16 protein-coding genes are annotated in these 19,056 nt (G+C 59.0%); 6 read left to right on the top strand and 10 right to left on the bottom strand.

Annotated features, from left to right (window positions below):
• Positions 1-101: 101 nt before the first annotated feature.
• On the bottom strand, positions 102-2,813 hold the full coding sequence (gene secA / locus FE702_RS12335) for a preprotein translocase subunit SecA (protein WP_147126608.1): 2,712 nt from the start codon (positions 2,811-2,813) through the stop codon (positions 102-104).
• 271 nt (positions 2,814-3,084) lie between these two features.
• On the opposite strand from secA, the gene FE702_RS12330 reads away from it, so the two are divergent.
• From FE702_RS12330 to FE702_RS12320, 3 genes are read left to right on the top strand one after another with little or no spacing between them, the layout of a single operon-like run.
• On the top strand, positions 3,085-3,927 hold the full coding sequence (locus FE702_RS12330; protein WP_147126607.1) for a peptidylprolyl isomerase: 843 nt from the start codon (positions 3,085-3,087) through the stop codon (positions 3,925-3,927).
• A 2-nt stretch (positions 3,928-3,929) separates the two neighbouring features.
• Positions 3,930-5,153 carry a bifunctional glutamate N-acetyltransferase/amino-acid acetyltransferase ArgJ gene (gene argJ, locus FE702_RS12325; RefSeq protein WP_147126606.1) on the top strand — a complete coding sequence of 408 codons (1,224 nt, stop codon included), beginning with the start codon at positions 3,930-3,932 and terminating at the stop codon, positions 5,151-5,153.
• The gene (locus FE702_RS12320) at positions 5,150-5,548 is read left to right on the top strand and encodes a (deoxy)nucleoside triphosphate pyrophosphohydrolase (protein WP_147126605.1); all 399 of its coding nucleotides are present in this window, start codon (positions 5,150-5,152) and stop codon (positions 5,546-5,548) included. The genes argJ and FE702_RS12320 overlap by 4 nt, the downstream gene beginning before the upstream one ends.
• 335 nt (positions 5,549-5,883) lie before the next feature.
• On the opposite strand, the gene infB is transcribed toward FE702_RS12320, so the two are convergent.
• The 8 genes from infB to FE702_RS12280 form a co-directional block, all read right to left on the bottom strand.
• Positions 5,884-8,361, bottom strand: a complete 2,478-nt coding sequence (infB, locus tag FE702_RS12315; RefSeq protein WP_147126604.1) for a translation initiation factor IF-2 — start codon at positions 8,359-8,361, stop codon at positions 5,884-5,886.
• 4 nt (positions 8,362-8,365) lie between these two features.
• Complete coding sequence (locus tag FE702_RS12310) at positions 8,366-8,995, bottom strand: RNA-binding protein (protein ID WP_147126603.1); 630 nt, start codon at positions 8,993-8,995, stop codon at positions 8,366-8,368.
• Complete coding sequence (gene nusA / locus FE702_RS12305; protein WP_147126602.1) at positions 8,992-10,611, bottom strand: transcription termination factor NusA; 1,620 nt, start codon at positions 10,609-10,611, stop codon at positions 8,992-8,994. Before nusA ends, FE702_RS12310 begins: the two co-directional genes overlap by 4 nt.
• Positions 10,611-11,201 carry a ribosome maturation factor RimP gene (gene rimP, locus FE702_RS12300; RefSeq protein WP_147126601.1) on the bottom strand — a complete coding sequence of 197 codons (591 nt, stop codon included), beginning with the start codon at positions 11,199-11,201 and terminating at the stop codon, positions 10,611-10,613. Before rimP ends, nusA begins: the two co-directional genes overlap by 1 nt.
• A 194-nt stretch (positions 11,202-11,395) precedes the next feature.
• The gene (locus tag FE702_RS12295; RefSeq protein ID WP_147126600.1) at positions 11,396-11,746 is read right to left on the bottom strand and encodes a hypothetical protein; all 351 of its coding nucleotides are present in this window, start codon (positions 11,744-11,746) and stop codon (positions 11,396-11,398) included.
• Positions 11,743-12,351 (bottom strand): hypothetical protein, encoded by a 609-nt coding sequence (locus FE702_RS12290; protein ID WP_147126599.1) that lies wholly within the window; start codon positions 12,349-12,351, stop codon positions 11,743-11,745. Before FE702_RS12290 ends, FE702_RS12295 begins: the two co-directional genes overlap by 4 nt.
• Positions 12,352-12,360: 9 nt before the next feature.
• Positions 12,361-14,598, bottom strand: a complete 2,238-nt coding sequence (locus FE702_RS12285) for a xanthine dehydrogenase family protein molybdopterin-binding subunit (RefSeq protein WP_147126598.1) — start codon at positions 14,596-14,598, stop codon at positions 12,361-12,363.
• A 2-nt stretch (positions 14,599-14,600) separates the two neighbouring features.
• Positions 14,601-15,062: a (2Fe-2S)-binding protein gene (locus FE702_RS12280; protein ID WP_147126597.1), complete on the bottom strand. Its 462-nt coding sequence runs from the start codon at positions 15,060-15,062 to the stop codon at positions 14,601-14,603.
• Between the two features lie 151 nt (positions 15,063-15,213).
• On the opposite strand from FE702_RS12280, the gene FE702_RS12275 reads away from it, so the two are divergent.
• From FE702_RS12275 to FE702_RS12265, 3 genes are all read left to right on the top strand, one after another.
• Positions 15,214-16,212 (top strand): helix-turn-helix domain-containing protein, encoded by a 999-nt coding sequence (locus FE702_RS12275; RefSeq protein ID WP_147126596.1) that lies wholly within the window; start codon positions 15,214-15,216, stop codon positions 16,210-16,212.
• A 216-nt stretch (positions 16,213-16,428) separates the two neighbouring features.
• Entirely contained in the window at positions 16,429-16,986 is a 558-nt protein-coding gene (locus FE702_RS12270) for a redoxin domain-containing protein (protein ID WP_147126595.1), read from the top strand.
• Positions 16,987-17,053: 67 nt separating this feature from the next.
• On the top strand, positions 17,054-17,290 hold the full coding sequence (locus FE702_RS12265; RefSeq protein WP_147126594.1) for a hypothetical protein: 237 nt from the start codon (positions 17,054-17,056) through the stop codon (positions 17,288-17,290).
• Positions 17,291-17,451: 161 nt separating this feature from the next.
• Here the strand turns inward: FE702_RS12265 and FE702_RS12260 are convergent, their stop codons facing one another.
• Entirely contained in the window at positions 17,452-18,999 is a 1,548-nt protein-coding gene (locus FE702_RS12260; RefSeq protein ID WP_147126593.1) for an ABC transporter substrate-binding protein, read from the bottom strand.
• Between the last annotated feature and the right edge of the window lie 57 nt (positions 19,000-19,056).

Genomic DNA, 19,056 nt, shown 5'->3' with positions numbered 1-19,056 from the left:
GTGAATTCAGGGACTCTTGACGTCAGACCTGCGGCGGGCGCAGGTCACCGATCTGGCGAAATTGGGGCGGCCATCGCCGCCCCACCGCTATTTGGATGCGCTCAGGCGCGCCCGTGGCAATGCTTGAACTTCTTGCCCGACCCACAAGGGCACGCATCATTGCGACCCGGATTGCCCCAAGTGGAGGGATCATTCTCGTCAAAGCCTTCGATGGCATTGGGGAATTCAGTCGGGGATGCACCGCTAACCTCAGCTTGCGCCTTTTGCGCGGCTTCCTGCATGGCCTGCTGTTGCGCCTGAAATTGCGCGATAAAGGCTTGCTGCTCTTCCTCGGTCATCGGGCGCGCGGCGGCCAGTTTGGACGTCACATCCTCGCGCAGGCTGTCCAGCAAGTTCTCAAAGAGTTGGAATGCCTCGGATTTGTACTCGTTCAGCGGATCGCGCTGCGCATAGCCCCGGAAACCCACAACCGAGCGCAGGTGTTCCAGCGTCACGAGGTGCTCGCGCCACTTGCGGTCCACTGTTTGCAGCAGGACCTGCTTTTCAATCGACCGCATCTGTTCGGTGCCGAACGCCACAGCCTTCTTGGCCATGAACTCATCGGTTTCCTTCTCCAGACGCTCGCGGATGTCGTTGTCATCGACGCCTTCTTCGTCGGCCCACGCCATGATCGGCACGTCGATGCCCAGCTTTTCAATCACCTCGGCATAGAGGCCCTCGGTGTCCCATTGATCCGCGTAGGATTTTGGCGGCATGTAATGGGTGACGAGGTCCTCGATCACCTGATGGCGCATGTCCTGCGTGATCTCGGAAACGTCCTCGGCTTCCATGATCTCAAGCCGCTGGCCAAAGATCACTTTCCGTTGGTCGTTCATCACGTCATCGAACTTCAGCAGCTGTTTCCGGATGTCAAAGTTGCGCCCTTCGACTTTGGCCTGCGCGCGTTCCAGAGACTTGTTCACCCATGGGTGCACAATCGCTTCGCCGTCCTTCATGCCCAGCGTGCCCAGAACCTTTTCCAGACGCTCGGACCCGAAGATGCGCATCAGGTCATCGTCCAGAGACAAGAAGAACGACGACCGGCCCGGGTCACCCTGACGACCCGAACGGCCGCGCAGCTGGTTGTCAATGCGGCGGCTTTCGTGGCGTTCGGTCGCCAGAACATAAAGACCACCAGCCGCCTTCACGGCCTCTTCGTCCTTGGCGTGATCGGCTTCGATCTGCGTACGAATGGCCTCCGGATCGCCTTCAGGATCAGCGGCGATGGCCTGCATAATCTTGAATTCGACATTGCCGCCCAGCTTAATGTCGGTCCCGCGACCGGCCATGTTTGTCGCAATTGTCACGGCCCCAAGCTTACCGGCATCGGCGACGATCTGCGCCTCTTGCTCGTGCTGGCGCGCGTTCAGGACGTTGTGGGTGATGCCCGCCTTGGTCAGCTCTTGCGACAGCAGTTCGGACTTGTCGATCGACGTGGTGCCAACCAGCACCGGTTGGCCCTTTGCATTGGCCTCTTTGATCGCCGTCACAATCGCTGCGAATTTCTCTTGAGCGGTGCGGTACACCTGATCGTCTTCGTCGATCCTTGCGATGCCCCGGTTTGTCGGAATCTCAACAACGCCTAATCCGTAAATCTGCGCAAATTCCTCGGCTTCAGTCGCCGCCGTCCCCGTCATGCCGCCCAGCTTGCCATACAAGCGGAAGTAGTTCTGGAACGTCACAGACGCGAGCGTCACGTTCTCTGGTTTGATCGAAACGCCCTCCTTGGCCTCGATGGCCTGATGCAGACCATCCGACAACCGACGCCCAGCCATCATCCGGCCTGTGAATTCGTCGATCAGAACCACTTCGTCGTCACGGACAATGTATTCCTTGTCCTTGGTAAAGAGCTTATGCGCGCGCAGACCTTGGTTGACGTGATGCACGATGGTCGTCGATTCTGGATCATAGAGCGTCTGACCTTCGGGCAGGATGCCCCGCGCACTCAGATGCTCTTCCAGCCATTCGTTACCCTCATCGGTAAAGGTCACCTGACGGGACTTTTCATCCAACGTAAAATGCTCGTCCTGCACATCGGGGATCATCTTGTCGATGGCGACATAGAGGTCTGAGCGGTCCTCGGCAGGGCCTGAGATGATCAGGGGTGTCCGTGCTTCGTCGATCAGGATCGAGTCCACTTCGTCCACGATGGCAAAGTTATGCCCGCGCTGCATCATCTCTTTGATGTCAGCCTTCATGTTGTCGCGCAGGTAATCAAAGCCCAACTCGTTGTTGGTCGCATAGGTCACGTCCGACGCGTAGGCCGTGCGCTTTTCCTCATCCGACTGACCCGGCACAACCGCACCGGTCGTCAAACCCAGCGCGGCAAAGACCTTGCCCATCCATTCGGCATCCCGGCGCACGAGGTAGTCGTTCACGGTGACGACATGCACGCCCTTGCCGGTCAGGGCATTGAGGTAGGCCGGGAAGGTCGCGACAAGCGTCTTGCCCTCACCCGTCTTCATTTCCGAGATGTTGCCCTGATGCAGGAAGATACCGCCGATCAACTGCACATCAAAGGCGCGCAGTCCCAGCGCTCGCTTGGCGCCCTCACGGCAATTCGCAAAGGCTTCGGGCAGCAGATCATCAAGGCTTTCGCCCCCCATGGCCCGTTTGGCCAGTTCTTCGGTCTTGTCCTTCAGGCCATCGTCACTCAACGCTTCGAAGTCGGACTCAAGCGCGTTGATCTTTTCCACGATCCCGCGAACAGCTTTGACCTTACGGTCATTAGGAGTGCCAAAGACTTTCTTTGAAAGAGCACCAAGACCCAGCATACGTATTTATCCTTCGGGGTCTGCTGACCCGCCTCGTTGTCCGCCCATTGCAGGCGGTAAATTCTTTGCCCGCGCACATCGGACGGGACGACATTATTGTGAGGGGGAACGGCTTGCACGCCCTGCCGTCTGCCAGCATAAAACCGCGAGACTGACCCCAAGATAAACCTGTAGGCGGCAAAAGCCCCCTCGGGACCACACAGCGATGTAAGACCCGTCGCAAAGCCTGTCAACGCTGCGCCAGAGCATCGGCGCAAGGAAGGATCACAACATGGCGAACCCCACACGCATGCTGCTCGGTGCAGCGACCGCACTGACCCTGACGCTCTCTGCTTTGGCACCCGCCCAGGCTCAGGAGGTCAGCTTTGACACTGTGGTTGCCACCGTGAACGGAGAAGAGATCACAGCAGCCCATGTGTTTGCCATCGCGAGCCGTTTGCCAGCCGAATACCAGCAGGTTCCCATCGGGCAACTCTATCCGGCGATTCTGGATCAAATGATCGATCAACGAGTGCTTGCCGCAACTGTGGAAGAGCCGGCATGGCTCGACGCGGCACAGGATAACGAACGCTTCAGCGTCTTGTCACAGCAGGCTTTGGCCGACATCGGAGATATGGCCGTCACCGAAGAAGCCTTGAAGGCCGCGTATGAAGCGCAGATCGCAGACTTTCAGGGCGCGCCTGAATTCAATGCCTCGCACATCCTTGTCGAAACCGAGGAAGAGGCTCAGGAACTCGTCACCCTTTTGACTGATGGCGCCGACTTTGCGGAACTGGCTGCCGAGCGGTCCATCGGCCCATCGGGTCCACGTGGCGGTGAGCTTGGTTGGTTCGGCGAAGGCATGATGGTGCCGCCGTTTGAAGCCGCCGTCAAAGAGCTTGAAGTCGGGGACATTTCGGGTCCGGTCCAAACTCAATTCGGCTGGCACGTCCTGATCCTGAATGACAGCCGCACCACCGAGGCACCGGCCTTTGAGGCTGTTCAGGCCGACATCGCCAATCAGTTGCGCTCGCAAGCTCTCCAAGCGCGCGTTGCCGAGTTGAATGCCGCTGCCGAGGTGACGCGCAACGAAGATTTTGACCCAACCTCCCTGCAAGCTCTGGCACAGCAGTAACCATGGCTGATCTCCCGGTTTCTCCGCTTGCGCCTGCATCCTTTCCGGATCTGCCGGAAATTGGGGGCCTGCGTCTGGCCACCACAGCCGCTGGCGTGCGCTATTCGGGGCGGACGGATGTGATGTTGGCCGTCCTTGATCCCGGAACCTCGATTGCGGGCGTGTTCACACAATCCGCAACGCGCTCTGCCCCGGTTTTGGATTGTCAGGAGAAACTGGGCGGCGATCCGGCAAGCGGGGCAGCCATGCTCGTGAACTCCGGTAACGCCAATGCCTTTACCGGCTCAGCCGGTTCCGGATCGGTGGGCCGCATTTGTGCGGCTGTCGCAGAGGTTGCGAATGTACCTGCAGAGAGGGTCTTCACCGCTTCGACCGGCGTCATCGGTGAGGTTTTGCCAGACGACCGCATCACGGCGAAACTGGCAGAATTGAACGACAACCTCACGGCCGGCGCTTTGCATGACGCGGCAGAGGCCATTCGCACAACTGATACCTACGCGAAGGCCAGCACATCGACCATCGAGGTGGACGGAAAACCTGTGACGATCGCAGGCATCGCCAAAGGCTCTGGCATGATCGCGCCCGACATGGCGACGATGCTTGTGTTCATATTCACCGATGCGCTTTTGGATCAAACTGAGGCGCAAACGCTTGTATCGCAACTGAACGACCAGACCTTCAACTGCATCACCGTCGATAGCGACACGTCGACGTCTGACTCACTGCTCTTGGCCTGTACCGGCGCGTCGGGCGTGGATGTTGCGGGTAAGACCGCTTTTGCCAACGCACTCCACGACATCATGCTCGACCTCGCCCATCAGGTCGTTCGCGACGGCGAGGGCGCGACGAAATTCGTGGAAATTCAGGTTCAAGGTGCCGCGAGTCCGGATGACGCCAAAAAGGCCGGTCTGGCCATCGCCAACAGCCCACTCGTCAAAACGGCCATAGCGGGAGAAGACCCCAATTGGGGGCGCATTGTCATGGCCATTGGCAAATCCGGCGCAGCCGCAGACCGCGATAAGCTCGGGATCTGGTTCGGCGATATCCTTGTTGCGGAACAAGGATGGGTGGCCGAGAGCTACTCGGAAGAAGCAGGCGCGGCTTATATGAAACAGTCTGACCTCGTGATCCGCTGCGACCTTGGCATCGGCGACGGAAACGCCACGGTCTGGACCTGCGATCTGACGCATGGATACATTTCGATCAACGCGGATTACCGATCATGAAGACCGTTCTTGTTTCCGCCGTGGCCCTCATCGACGTTGATGGACGCGTGCTCCTTGCGCAGCGTCCAGAGGGTAAGAGCATGGCAGGCCTGTGGGAGTTTCCAGGCGGCAAGGTCGAGCCAGGCGAAACGCCAGAGGCCGCATTGATCCGCGAATTGCACGAAGAACTTGGCATCGACACATGGCAGTCCTGCCTCGCCCCGCTGACCTTCGCCAGTCACACTTACGAGAGCTTCCACCTGCTTATGCCGCTCTATGCCTGCCGCAAGTGGGATGGCACTCCCGAGCCGCGCGAAGGTCAAACCCTTGCTTGGGCCAAGAAAAACGAACTGCGCAGCTATCCGATGCCGCCAGCAGACATTCCGATTATTCCAATTTTGCGGGACTGGTTGTAATTTAGTTCAATTACGACTTTTTTGTGTCTTTGCCTGCCACAATTTTACCCTATATTAGGAAGTGTAAGCGGAAGCTTTACGCAGTTTTGAAACCTTCATCTGAGCCATGGGGAGGCGAATAGATGATTAAGACCATAACAGTTGGTTCATGTGTTTCTGTGCAAGGGTTGTTCGTACGTAACCTGCCAAATGGCAAGGTCGTTGTGCGCGTGGGTGATCAGACATTTTCGGGAAAGCCTGTCTAAGACACACACGTCCCATTTTTCAAAGAAAAGGCCCGGTTGCACTATCGCAACCGGGCCTTTTCTTTTGGTCTGTTCCGTCAGCGGAGGAGATCAGTCCAGCGTACGCTCGACTTCTTCACGCTCGAAGATCTCGATGACATCCTTAGGCCGGATATCGTCGTAGTTCTCGAACGCCATACCGCATTCCTGACCAGACTGAACCTCAGCCACTTCGTCCTTGAAGCGCTTCAGCGTTTTCAGCGTGCCTTCGTGGATCACGACGTTGTCACGCAGCAGGCGCACACCAGCCGAACGGCGGGCAACACCCTCGGTGACCAGACAACCGGCAACCTTGCCGACGCCCGTGACCTTGAAGACTTCCTTGATCTCGGCATAACCGATGAACTTTTCGCGGATTTCAGCAGACAGCAGGCCAGAGGCCGCAGCTTTTACGTCGTCCACAAGGTCATAGATCACGCTGTAATAGCGGATTTCCACGCCCTTCTGGTTCGCCGTGTTTCGCGCTGATGCGTTGGCCCGGACGTTAAAGCCCATGACTGGCGCGCCAGACGCTTCTGCAAGGCCGACATCCGTTTCCGTGATCGCACCAACGCCTGAATGCAGGACGCGCACGCGCACTTCGTCGTTGCCAATCTTTTCCATCGCCTGCGCAATCGCCTCGGCAGAGCCCTGCACGTCAGCCTTCACCAGGATCGGCAGCTCGGACACATTTTCGTCGGCCTTCGCGTTTGCCATCAGCTGTTCAAGCGTCGTGGCGGCACCGGCAGCGGCGCGTTTGTCCTTGGCGGCCTGTTCACGGTATTCCGCGATCTCACGCGCTTGCGCCTCGGTGTCGACGACGTTCAGAACGTCACCGGCCTCTGGCGTACCATTCAGGCCCAGCACCTCGACAGGAACCGATGGACCGGCTTCCTTGACGCGGTTGCCCTTGTCGTCGACCAGCGCGCGGACTTTACCCCACTGCTCGCCCACGACAAAGATGTCGCCCTGCTTCAGCGTGCCGTTCTGAACCAGAACGGTTGCGACAGGACCACGGCCCACATCAAGCTGTGCTTCGATCACGGCACCAGAGGCCGCCCGTTTCGGGTTCGCCTTCAGTTCCAGAATTTCGGCCTGAAGCGCGATGGCTTCCAGCAGTTGATCCAGACCTTGGCCGGAATGCGCGGATACTTCGACGTCCTGCACTTCACCAGACATCGCTTCCACGATGACTTCGTGTTGCAGCAGGTCGGTCCGCACCTTGTTCGGGTCAGCAGCGGGCAGGTCGATCTTGTTGATCGCCACGATCATCGGCACTTCAGCCGCCTTGGCGTGGTTAATCGCCTCGATTGTCTGCGGCATCACGGCATCATCCGCAGCCACCACGAGAACCACGATATCGGTCACCTGCGCACCACGGGCACGCATCGACGTAAACGCTGCGTGGCCCGGAGTATCGAGGAACGTCAGAGGCGCTCCGTCTTGGACGACCTGATACGCACCGATGTGTTGGGTGATGCCGCCGGCTTCGCCCGCAACAACCTTGGCATTCCGGATCGCGTCCAGAAGCGACGTCTTACCGTGGTCAACGTGACCCATGATCGTGATGACAGGCGCGCGACCCTTGAGGTCTTCTTCCTTGTCCTCAACCTGGTCGATGACCTGCTCCACGTCAGCGTCCGAAACGCGGACGATCTTGTGGCCAAATTCCTCGACGATCAGTTCGGCAGTGTCCTGGTCGATGGTTTGGTTCTGGTTGACCATCATGCCCATGTTCATCAGCGCCTTGACGACGTCTGGCACACGCTCGGCCATACGGTTGGCCAGTTCGCCCACCACAATCGCCTCTGGCACCTGAACGTCGCGCACGATCTTTTCGCGCGGCTCGTTTGATCCCATGGCTTTTTGACGTGCGCGCTCCTGCTTGCGCTTCATTGACGCGAGCGAACGTTGACGCCCGTCACCACCAGAAAGAGCCTGGTTCAGGGTCAGTTTGCCACCACGGCGGCCACCATCGTCACGACCTTTGTTGGACGGACGTTGTTGATCATCGCGACGCGGCGCAGCGCGCTCTGGCGTTTTGTTGGTACGCGCGCCGCCACCAGCTTTACGGTCGTCAGCGGCTGGCGCAGGCGCCGGTTGCGCAGCAATTTTCGCAGCCTCGGCGGCTTCACGCTTCTTGCGCTCTTCTTCTTCGGCTTTCGCCTTCAAAGCCGCTTCGCGCTCTTTTTCTTCGCGCTCTTTCGCCTCGGCCTCGGCCCGGCGACGCTCACGCTCTTGCGCGCGCTCTTCCTCTTCGCGCTTGCGCTTTTCGGCCTCTTCGGCTTCGCGAGCCTTCGCAGCCTGCAACGCCTTCAGACGGCGTTCCATTTCCGAATCCGTGATCCCAGCGGGGCGTCGCGACGGATCGCCGACTGGACCCGCGCTTCCGGGTTTCGCGGCACCAGGCTTGGGAACCACAACGCGCTTGCGTTTGGTTTCCACCACCACATTCTTGGTACGGCCATGGCTAAAGCTTTGCTTTACATTGCCAGGGCGTCCACCACGTCCGCCAACACCAAGTGTCTTTTTGCCGTCAGTATCGCTCATTGAGCTATGTGTCCTTTCCAGCGCCGGATGCGCCGTTCTGTGCGTATTCTTCGCGCAGGCCTCTCAACTTTGCCGCTTCCTCTACAACACGTGTTGTGAGTCCACCAGCCAAGAGTGCGCCGTGTATCACATGGGACCGACCAAAGGCCAACCCCAACTCATCTGCCGTCAGACAGCCAAACCAGCGTGCCCCTTCAGGCGTCCATAGCTTGCCTTTGCCCCGCGCTGACCCATCGGATGCTTGCAGTAGCACCTTGACCCGATCATTCGTCAGCGCCGCCTTCACCTTTTCAAAACCAGCAATTGCCAGCCCCGCCTTGCGCGCCATTGCGATCAAATCCGTCACGCGCCGCGCAAGTTGTCTGTCGATTTCGTCAACAAGTCCTTCTGGCACCGTCACCGGGCCTTTGGCCCCACGGGCAAACACCCGTTTCTTGACCGCCTCTTCCAGAACCGACCGGCGCGCACTCACATAGTAACCGCGCCCAGGCAATTTGCCCAGAAGGTCAGGCACAACCTGACCATCCGGCCCCGTGACAAATCGGATCAACCCATCCTTGGGTCCGCTGTCACGGGTCACCAGACACATGCGTTCAGGCCCATCGGCCTGTTTTTGTGCGCCGCCTCGGGTCAGGCTTCGGCCCCCTCTTCTTCGGTACCTTCCGCATCCTCAGCCTGCTGAGCGATCAGCTCTTCAGGATCGACCCAGCCCAGCATGACGCGCGCGGTCATGACCATGTTCTGTGCCTCTTCAAGGCCAACGTCGAACTTCTCAAGGATACCGTCGTCTTTCTGGCGTTCGCCGTCGACTGTCGTCCAGCCACCAGCCAATTCCCAGTCTGCGCAGGTGGCAAAGTCTTCGAGCGTTTTCACGCCATCTTCTGCCAGTGCCTCAACCATCTGGGGTGTGAGACCTTCAAATGCAATAAGGCTGTCTTCGACACCCATCGCTTTGGCGTTTTCAATCGCCTTGGCGTTCTGCGCTTCGATGTAGTCACGGGCCCGCGCCTGCAGCTCTTCGGCAGTGCTTTCGTCCACACCGTCAATGACCAACAGTTCGTCCAACTCGACGTAAGCGACCTCTTCCAGATTGGTGAAGCCTTCGGCAACGAGGAGCTGGGCAAAGAATTCGTCCAGATCCAGCGTATCCATGAACAGCTTGGTGCGCTCTTCGAACTCGGCCTGACGGCGGCGGGATTCCTCCTCCTCCGTCATGATGTCGATGTCGAGCCCAGTCAGCTGCGACGCCAGACGCACGTTCTGACCGCGACGACCAATCGCCAGCGAAAGCTGTTCGTCTGGCACAACAACTTCGATGCGTTCGGCTTCGTCATCCAGAACAACCTTGGACACTTCTGCAGGCTGCAGTGCGTTCACAAGGAATGTCGGCTGATCTTCGTTCCATGGGATGATGTCGATCTTTTCGCCCTGAAGCTCGTTCACAACGGCCTGCACACGGCTCCCGCGCATACCCACACAGGCACCGACCGGATCGATACCGCCGTCGTAGGAAATCACGGCAATCTTCGCGCGCGAACCGGGGTCACGGGCCACAGCCTTGATCTCGATGACGCCGTCATAGATCTCGGGAACTTCCATCTTGAACAACTCCGCCATGAACTCTGGCGCTGTCCGCGACAAGAAGATCTGAGGCCCACGCTGTTCGCGGCGCACATCCTTGATGTAGCAGCGGATACGGTCGTTCGGGCGATAGCTTTCGCGGCCGATCTTTTCGTTGCGGCGCAGAACGCCTTCGCCACTGCCGATATCGACGATGACGTTGCCATATTCTTCGCGCTTCACGACGCCGTTGATGATGGTGCCTGCGCGATCCTTGAAATCTTCGTATTGCTTGTCACGTTCTGCTTCGCGCACGCGCTGCAGGATGACCTGCTTGGCCGACTGCGCAGCGATGCGGCCCATTTCGACCGGCGGCACCTGCTCTTCGAAGACATCGCCGACCTGCGGGTTGTCCATGTACTGCTTGGCCTGCTCAACCGTGAACTCAGCCTGATAGTTTTCCAGCAGCTCTTCTTCGACCACGGTGCGCACGCGGGTAAAGGTCGCGATGCCGGTCTTGCGGTCGATGGACACGCGAATGTCCATTTCTGCGCCGTAACGCGACTTGGCCGCACGCGCGAGCGATTCTTCCATCGCTTCGATGACCAGACTTGGGTCGATCATCTTTTCGCGCGCGACCGCCTCGGCGGTTTGCAGCAGTTCCAGCTGGTTGGCAGAAGTAATGGCCATCAGGCGTCTCCCTCTTCGTCTCCGACGATCTGTTCCACTTCGTCGAATTGCGATTCATCAATCTGACCCGCATCCTTGCGCGCACGCAGGACATCGCGGATCAGGTCATCTGTCAGGACCAGCTTCGCATCGCTCAGCCAGTCGAATTTGAGGCCGATGGTCACCGGCTCTCCGTGGTTCTCAATCTCGATCAAAACTTCGTCGCCTTCGATCCCTTGCAACGGACCTTTGAAGCGACGGCGTCCATCAATCAGGTCTTCGGTCTCGATCTTGGCAATGTAGCCGTCCCATTGACCAAAGTCCTTGAGCCGCGTGAGCGGCCGGTCGATCCCCGGCGAAGACACTTCCAAAGTGTAGGCATCCAGAATTGGATCCTCGACATCCAGCACAGCACTGACAGCCGTCGAAATCTGCGCGCACTCGTCAACTTCGATAGTGCCGTCCGCCTTCTGCGCCATGATCTGGAGCAGGGGCGTGTTCCCGCCCTGCAACCGAATCCGCACAATTTCAAACCCCATACCTTCAACGGTGGGTTCGATAATCTCGCGAATGCGCTGGTCCATCGCCGCCTTGGCGATCATGTCAGCCATGGGTGGCCTCCAAAAACAAAAAAACGGGCCAGCGGGCCCGTTCGTCGATCCGGTGGGCACTGGGTTTGGACCCCAGCGCGCCGCTGTTGAGCGTCAGATAGGGGGAAAGTCGGCAGAACGCAAGTGATTCAGACGCGGAATGAAATGATGCTGGTTCCAAGCCGGTTCGTAGGGTGGCGCGAAGCCGGCGCCAATCATGCTATGGATTTTCCCTTGGCACCATTCCACAACACCCCAAACAATCCGACAATCGCCACAGCATCCGCCGCCGCAATCAGCCAGAACATCGTGGCAACAGCACCGACCAGCCCGCTCGCCGTCCAGATCGCGCCGATCATACCGATGGGAAGCAGGATAAACCCAATCCACGCCACCCAGCGACGGTCATCAGCCAGACCAATCATCAGAGCGGGGTAGATCACGACAGCCAAAAACATCGGGATCAGTGTCTGGGAAAACCCGACCATCACCGCTGCAACGAGGTGAAACAAGACCGATAGGCCCAGACCAAAGATGGCCAGACGTGCTGCGCGCGAGGATGTCATTGCGTATCTCCTTCACATGGATACCCGGAAACGCCCCAGACCAGCACATCGTTCACATGCTCTTGCAACGAATATGGTGCAGGCTCTCTCCCGCCGCCCGGCGTCCAAGCCCAATGCAGGATCAGGTCGTGATCCAGATGCGATGCCAGCGCGCGGAAATCGCGCCCGCCATTCCGCTCCGGATCACGTAGCTGATTGCAAATCTCGACCGAGGATTTCCCGAACCACTCCGCCTCGGCAGGTGGTAGCATCCAGTCCATCGCAACTTGCGGGGCCATGTGCGGCGCGTCATTCGCGCCCTCGAACCGGGCGTAGTGACAGGTTGCACAAGGCACGGTCTCCGCGCCGACCCGGCTTTCACCCGCATTGATGTTCATCCCATGGCGGCGCGTCTTGCCATAGCTTGGCCCTGACCACATCGGATACCCATCCGCACCGACATGGCAGTTGGAACAGCGCGGGTGGCTGGCCACCTCATAAATCCGTCCCCACGCCGCCAGACCTTCCTCGGTCGTCGCCGACACAGGCGGGTTGATCGCGACGGTTTCACCTTCTGCAAAGGCCGCCAAAGGGGTCAGGATCAGAGCGAAAATCAGTTTCTTCATTGCTCCAACTCACACGAAATCAATGAACTTGTTGAACGGCATCTCGCGAAGTCGCTGACCGGTGGCCGCAAAGATCGCGTTAGCCAGTGCAGGCGCAGCGGGCGGGATAGGCGGCTCGCCCACACCCCTGATCTTTTCGGCATTCTCCAACCCGCGCACATGGATCTCCGGCGTCTGATACAGCCGCATGCCCTCTGCCGCGTGATAGTTCGTCTGCTCGGCAATACCGTCCGAATAGGTCAGTTCCGAGTTGATCGCATGACCTAACCCAAAGACGACGCCACCCTGAACGTGGTTTTCAAAGTTATCCGGGTCGATGATCGTGCCCACATCCAGCGCGACAAAAACCTTGTCGATCTTGATGCCCCAGTCGGTCATCGTGACTTCGATCACCTCTGCCGTCGGCACACCGAAGCTGTTCACGAAGGCAACACCGCGCCCGCGGTTCGGGCCTAGGTCCGACCCCCAGCCAGACATCTCGCGCACGGCCTCGAGCACTTTGCGCGCGTCATCGTGGGTACACATGCGGATGCGTTCCTCCAGCGGGTCGCCACCGGCGGCAAGGATCATCTCGTCCAGCGGCCCTTCGTTGAAGAACCCCGCGCCTGAGGCCCCAACCGAACGCCACGAACTGACCGGTGCCAATTCCGGCACCAGATAGGCGCGGTGGCGCTGGTTCGGGATGTCATAGGGGTTGTTCCACGCGCCAGCACTGATCTGCGTATCCGGACCACCCACAGGAAGACCCATCCGCCCGCCCTGCGACGCCACCGCCGAGGTTGTGGCAATCTGCAGATCAAACGCCTCAACCTTTCCGTCCTTTACAACGCCCTTCGCACGCGCGGCACCGATCTGACGGCCAAAGTCCTGACAGAAATCCTCTTCCCGGCTGAAGGTCAGCTTGACCGGAACACCCGGCATCTGCATCGCGATCTCGGTCGCCAGAGTGATATTCTCGAACTCCAGCCGATGCCCAAATGACCCGCCGCCATACTGGTTGTGGAATGTGACCTGATCCGCCTCGATCCCGGCGACACCGGCGACCTGCATTTTCAGGAAACCGGGCAACTGATGGTTCGCCCAGACTTCGGCCCCGTTTTCATCGACGCGCACAATGGCGTTCAGCGGTTCCAGCGGTTGGTGCGCAACATAGGGCGCGCGATATTCGGCACTGATGACCTCGGCGCCATTCAGCGCGGCGTCGACGTCTCCGTCATGTCGCCACTCCATGTTCAGGCGCTCTTCGGTAAAGGACGCGTCTACCTCGGCCCAATGCTGATCCTGCTCGGGTGGATAAGGTGACGCCCCCCAATCGAACTCGATCGCGTTGGCAGCCTGAATGGCATACCATGTGTTGCTGGCTACAACCGCAACGCCGTTGCGCACTGGGATGATCTTTTCAACGCCGCGCATGCCCTCTGCCGCGCTTGCGTCATAGCCATTCATTGGGCCGCGACGCGGGTTCATCTTGACCGTTGCATGCACCATCCCGGGAATCTGAAGGTCGATCCCATAAGGCGTCGTCCCTGTGGATTTGCCGACAATATCCAACCTTTGTGTCGGTTTGCCGACCAGCCGCCATTCAGAAGGGTCGCGCAGAGTGACAGACCGAACAGGTTCGATCCCTGCCGCGTCTGTCGCCAGATCTGTGTAGGCAATCGTGCTTGCGTCCGGCAGCCGCACTTCACCCGACGCTGTCGTCAGGTCGCCCACAGGCACACCCGTCCGCGCCGCCGCCGCCGCTTTCAACGTCTCACGCGCGACCGCACCGGCCTCGCGGAGTTTGACAAAGCTGTCCGGCATCGAGCTGGACCCGCCGGTCCCTTGGACGCCGAACACCTTGAACACGCCGCCCATGACACTGCGCATGGTCTCGGCGGCAAAGCTTTCATCTGTCGACTTAAACGGGACCGCCTCTTCGGCCATCGCGGTGTTCCAATAGGCCGCTGATGGTTCGCCGGGGGAAACCTCGAACTGCCCGAGGTCAAGGTCCATCTCCTCGGCTATCAACAACGCCTGCGCATGATAGACACCCTGTCCCACATCCGCATGAGGCGTGATCAGGGTGACGCCCTCAGACGTAATCTTCACGAATGGCGTGATCGCAGCTTCGCCGTCCCCAAGCCCAGCGAGCAGCGGGTTTTCAGGATCGCGCCCGACGATATACGCGCCAAAGGCAACGCCGCCGGTCACTGCCACAGACCCAATCAGGAACGCGCGACGGGTGAGGGTTTTCAAACGTCCCATTCTTACGCCTCCTGAAGGGTTTTGGCGGCGGTCTTCACAGCCGCTCGGATGCGCACGTAGGTTCCGCACCGACACAGGTTTCCGGACATCGCGTTGTCGATGTCCTCGTCTGTTGGGTCGGGGTTCACCTCCAGCAACGATGCCGCCTGCATGATCTGTCCGGATTGGCAGTAGCCACATTGTGCCACCTGATGTTCGACCCATGCAGCCTGCACCGCATGCATCGCGTCTGGTGTACCCAGCCCTTCGATGGTTGTGATGTTGCTGGCCGCGGCCTCGGCAACCGGCACCTGACATGACCGGACAGCAAGCCCGTCAAGATGCACCGTGCAGGCCCCGCATTGCGCGATGCCGCAGCCGTATTTTGTGCCCGTCATGCCAAGTTCATCCCTGAGGACCCACAGCAGAGGCATTTCGGGGTCGACGTCGACCTCGCGTTCGGTGCCGTTGATCGTCAGTTTCATGGCGGGCTCCTGTCGTTGCTGGCTCTTTCTCAAGCTAGGTCTGAAAGTTAGAGAGGGAAACATGCAAATCGCGCCAAGCGTCTAACAATCCGCGCCACCCATCTGGCGTGACCCGCGCAGAGATGCTGAAGTGATCACGCAGGAGGTCGGGATGGACAAAGCAATCCGCTACAAAGGCATGGGCCAATTGCGCGCGCTCTGTGCGATGATTGGTGTCGAGGTGGAAACGCTCTTGCGTCATGCTCGCCTGCCCCAAGCGTACCTGACGGATGAAGGGCGTGGTTTCTCGGCACAACAAACCTTTGCCGCCTGGAACGCCGCCTTTGATCTGGTTGGTCCCGCAAAGATGTCGATCGAATTGGGTCGGCGCATGACGAATGGGCCTTTCACACCGCAAATCTTTGCCTTCGCTTGCAGCCCAGATGTGACAACGGGCCTCGAGCGCCTGGCGATCTTCAAGCCGATCGTCGGCCCCTATCGGCTTGACCTTCGCCGGACGCCGGATGCCGTGATCCTGTCTGTGCGCAGCCCCGATATCGACGCCCCTCTGCCGTCCAGCATGCAACCGACTGAAATCGGCTTTCTTCTTGAAATGATCCGTACCTGTTCGGGATCTGCCATCCGCCCGCTGTGGATCACCATGCACCCCGACAGCCATTCGTTCGAAGACGCGACTTACTATGCGGGATGCGACATTCGTCTCGGGCCGATCCTTGAAATCGCACTCAGCCATCAAGACGCGTCGCGGCGGTTGATGAGCGAGAATGCCGACCAGTGGCGCTACTTCGAGCCGGGCCTGCGGCTGCAACTGGACGCCGTCCTTGATCAATTGACCCACGCGGCTCGGGTGCAAGGTGTGCTGCTAGAGCTTTTGCCGGGCGGGCTTGCCACGATTGAGGCCGCCTGCGAGCGCCTTCAAACCTCAAAGCGCAGCCTTCAACGACATCTGAAAACCGAAGGCACATCATTCAATGCGGTCCTCACAGAGACACGCCACAAACTTGCGCTTCACTATCTGTCGCAACACGGTCTGAGAATCGAAGAGATCAGCCACCTCCTCGCGTTCCGCGACCCCAACAGCTTCTATCGGGCCTTTCACGGATGGACCGGAATGACACCGCAGGTCGCAAGGCAGACAGCGAAATCATAGAACGACGAAATTCGGCTTCTTTCAGTAAAACCTAATTTTCCCAGACGCTAAGGCGGAAGATTCTCGGCACAGACCGCTTTTTTGCGACCGACGGTTGTGTCCCACACATGCGTCAGGATGAGGTCGCTATACTTCTAGATAGTGATTTCCGCCGAATGCGCACACCGCAGGCCAACTTGCAGCTCCTATAACGGCCTCGAACCTGAGGAGTTAAAAATGCGGCTTGGCAGTTACTTTCCAAAACTCAAAGCCACATCTACCAACGGCCCCATTGTCTTCCCCCACGACATTGGGGCCCGTTGGTCAGTTGTGATGTTTCATGCACAGGCGTTCGCGCCGGTTTGCGCATCAGAGATTGTTGCTTTGTCACGTCTGGCAAAGAAGCAACTCAAAGAGCTGTGTGTCTACAGCGTCATTCCTGAGAGCGTTGAAACGCTCTCGGACTGGATTGCTGACATTAAGACCAAAACTGGCGTGACCGTGGATCACACATGTATCGCGGACCCAGAGAGCCATTTTGCGTCGGCCTTCTTTGAAACCAGTCGTCCGTTCGATGGGCGTCCTGGACCCAGGGGGCATTTCATATTCGACACCACACAGCGCTTGGCGGCAAAGACCCAGCTTCCACGGCAAGTTGGATTTTCGTCAGAAGAACTAGTGCGCATGACCTCGGCACTCGCTTTGACGCGCCATGGCGAAATGGTCGCCCCGGCAAACTGGAACTTCGGCGTGCCTATGCTGGAGATTGGCCGACGTCCAACGCTACGCGCCTGACGATGCCAGGAACGGCGGCACATATGCCGCCCTTTCCTGCGCTGGGGAATTCATCTAGCGTTCGTGGATGCTGGAATTTCTGTCGTCCCTAAGCGTCGTTGGCTGGCTACTGATCGCGTTAGCCTGCGCGACCGTATGGCAAATCAAACCGATCATGGAGATGATCTTTTACCGGTCGCGCGAAGGGCGATGGCCGATCCCGGGCGAAGAGCCGCCGCAAGCCCGTGGAACAGGGCAGCCAACACCACGCGGGTCGAGCAGCGCAACGACGGATGATCACGACGACAGCGGCTCTGGAAGCTAACGGATAAGATCAAACATCCATCCCCATGTGCATAGCCATGGAACGGGCATGGCGTGTGTCTCGCCCCGGATCGACCCACCGTCCAAGTCGTTACTCACCGCCCAACACAAAAGCGCCCCACACATCTGCGGGGCGCTTCGTTAGGTAATTGAGGGGTTGGCTTACGCCATCCACCAGCGTTCTGCGATCCGGCTCGAGTCCATCTGCCACAGGTTGCCGATGGTTCCCGAGTTCGCCAGCTTGTTGCTGTGCGCGTCCACGTAGTTCGCATACATCGGAACCACGGTGCCGCCCTCTTCGGACATGATCATCTGCATTTCGGTGTAGATTTCCGAACGCTTTGTCGTGTCCAGTTCGGCGCGACCTTGCAACAGAAGCTCTTGGAAACGCGCGTTTTCCCACTGGGTGTCGTTCCATGGAACACCGGTTTCGTACGCGGTCGAGAACATCCAGTCCTCGGTCGCACGACCCGACCAGTAGCATGCACACCATGGCTTCTTCAGCCAGACGTTCGACCAGTAACCATCCGCAGGCTCTTGAACGACTTCGATGTTGATGCCGGCCTCTTTGGCCGATGCTTGGTAAAGCTGCGCCGCGTCAACCGCACCCGTGAAGGCCGCATCCGACGCCGACAGTTGCACCGACACATCCGACAGACCCGCGTCGGCAAGAATTTTCTTGGCCATATCAGGGTCGTAAGAGTTCTGTGCGATGTCAGAAGCAAAGTACTGGTTCGCAGGACCAATCGGGTGGTCGTTACCAACAGCACCGTGACCCAGCAGGATCTTGTCGACCATTTCCTGACGGTTGATCGCGTGCTTCAGCGCCTTGCGCACAGCCATGTCGTCGAACGGCGACACGTTTGTCAGCATTGGGAAGGTGTAGTGCTGGTTACCCGTCACCTCGAAGATGGTGATGTTCGGGTTCGCGCGCATCAATGGCTCGGTCTTGAAGTCAACGCGGTTTGCAGCGTCGATCTGACCGGTCATCAGGGCGTTCATACGCGCAGTCGAGTCGTTGATCGCGGTGAATTCGATCGAGTCGAACCAGCCAGCCGAGCCGTCTTTGTAGTGGCTGTCGACACGGCTCACGATGGTGCGCACGCCGGGCTCGAAGGTCTCGACCTTGTAGAGGCCGGTGCCAATGCCGTTGGCGATGGCTTCTTCGATCTGACCCGCTGGGTACATCAGGATGTGATAATCCGAGAGCAGGAACGGGAAGTCTGCGTTGCCGGCTGCCAGAGTGAATTCGATGGTGTGATCATCCATCTTCTTCATCTCGGTGATGGCCGAAACGATAGGTTTCGCGGCGGATTTCGCACCTTCTGCGGTGTGCAGGTTCAGCGATTCAATCACGTCGTCCGCGCTGAATGGCTTGCCATTGTGGAAGGTCACGCCCTGACGCAGCTTGAACGTCCAGGTCTTGGCGTCAGCCGAGGCTTCCCAGCTTTCGGCAAGTTCGCCAACCAGCGTACCGTCTGCGGCAACTTCGGTCAGGCAGTCAAAGACACAGCCATGCGCCGTGACAATCATGTAGCTGTCCGAATGCGTCCGGCCGTCCCAGCTGTCTGACGTGTTCGCGCCAGCCAGCCCGATCTTGGCAGTGCCGCCGCGCTTTGGCCCGTGGCCACCAGCCACTGCGCCTGTCGCGGTCAAAACACCTGCTGCGGCACCGGCCTTCAGCAATCCGCGTCTTGAAAGGTTTGTCATGTTCGTCTCCCTGTTGAACATTTGTTTTTGGGGCTTTTTGCCCCGTCTTATGCGGAC

Source organism: Shimia ponticola, from assembly GCF_007995215.1.
Taxonomy (GTDB): Bacteria; Pseudomonadota; Alphaproteobacteria; order Rhodobacterales; family Rhodobacteraceae; genus Shimia_B; species Shimia_B ponticola.
This window is presented reverse-complemented; position numbering and strand designations above follow the sequence as displayed.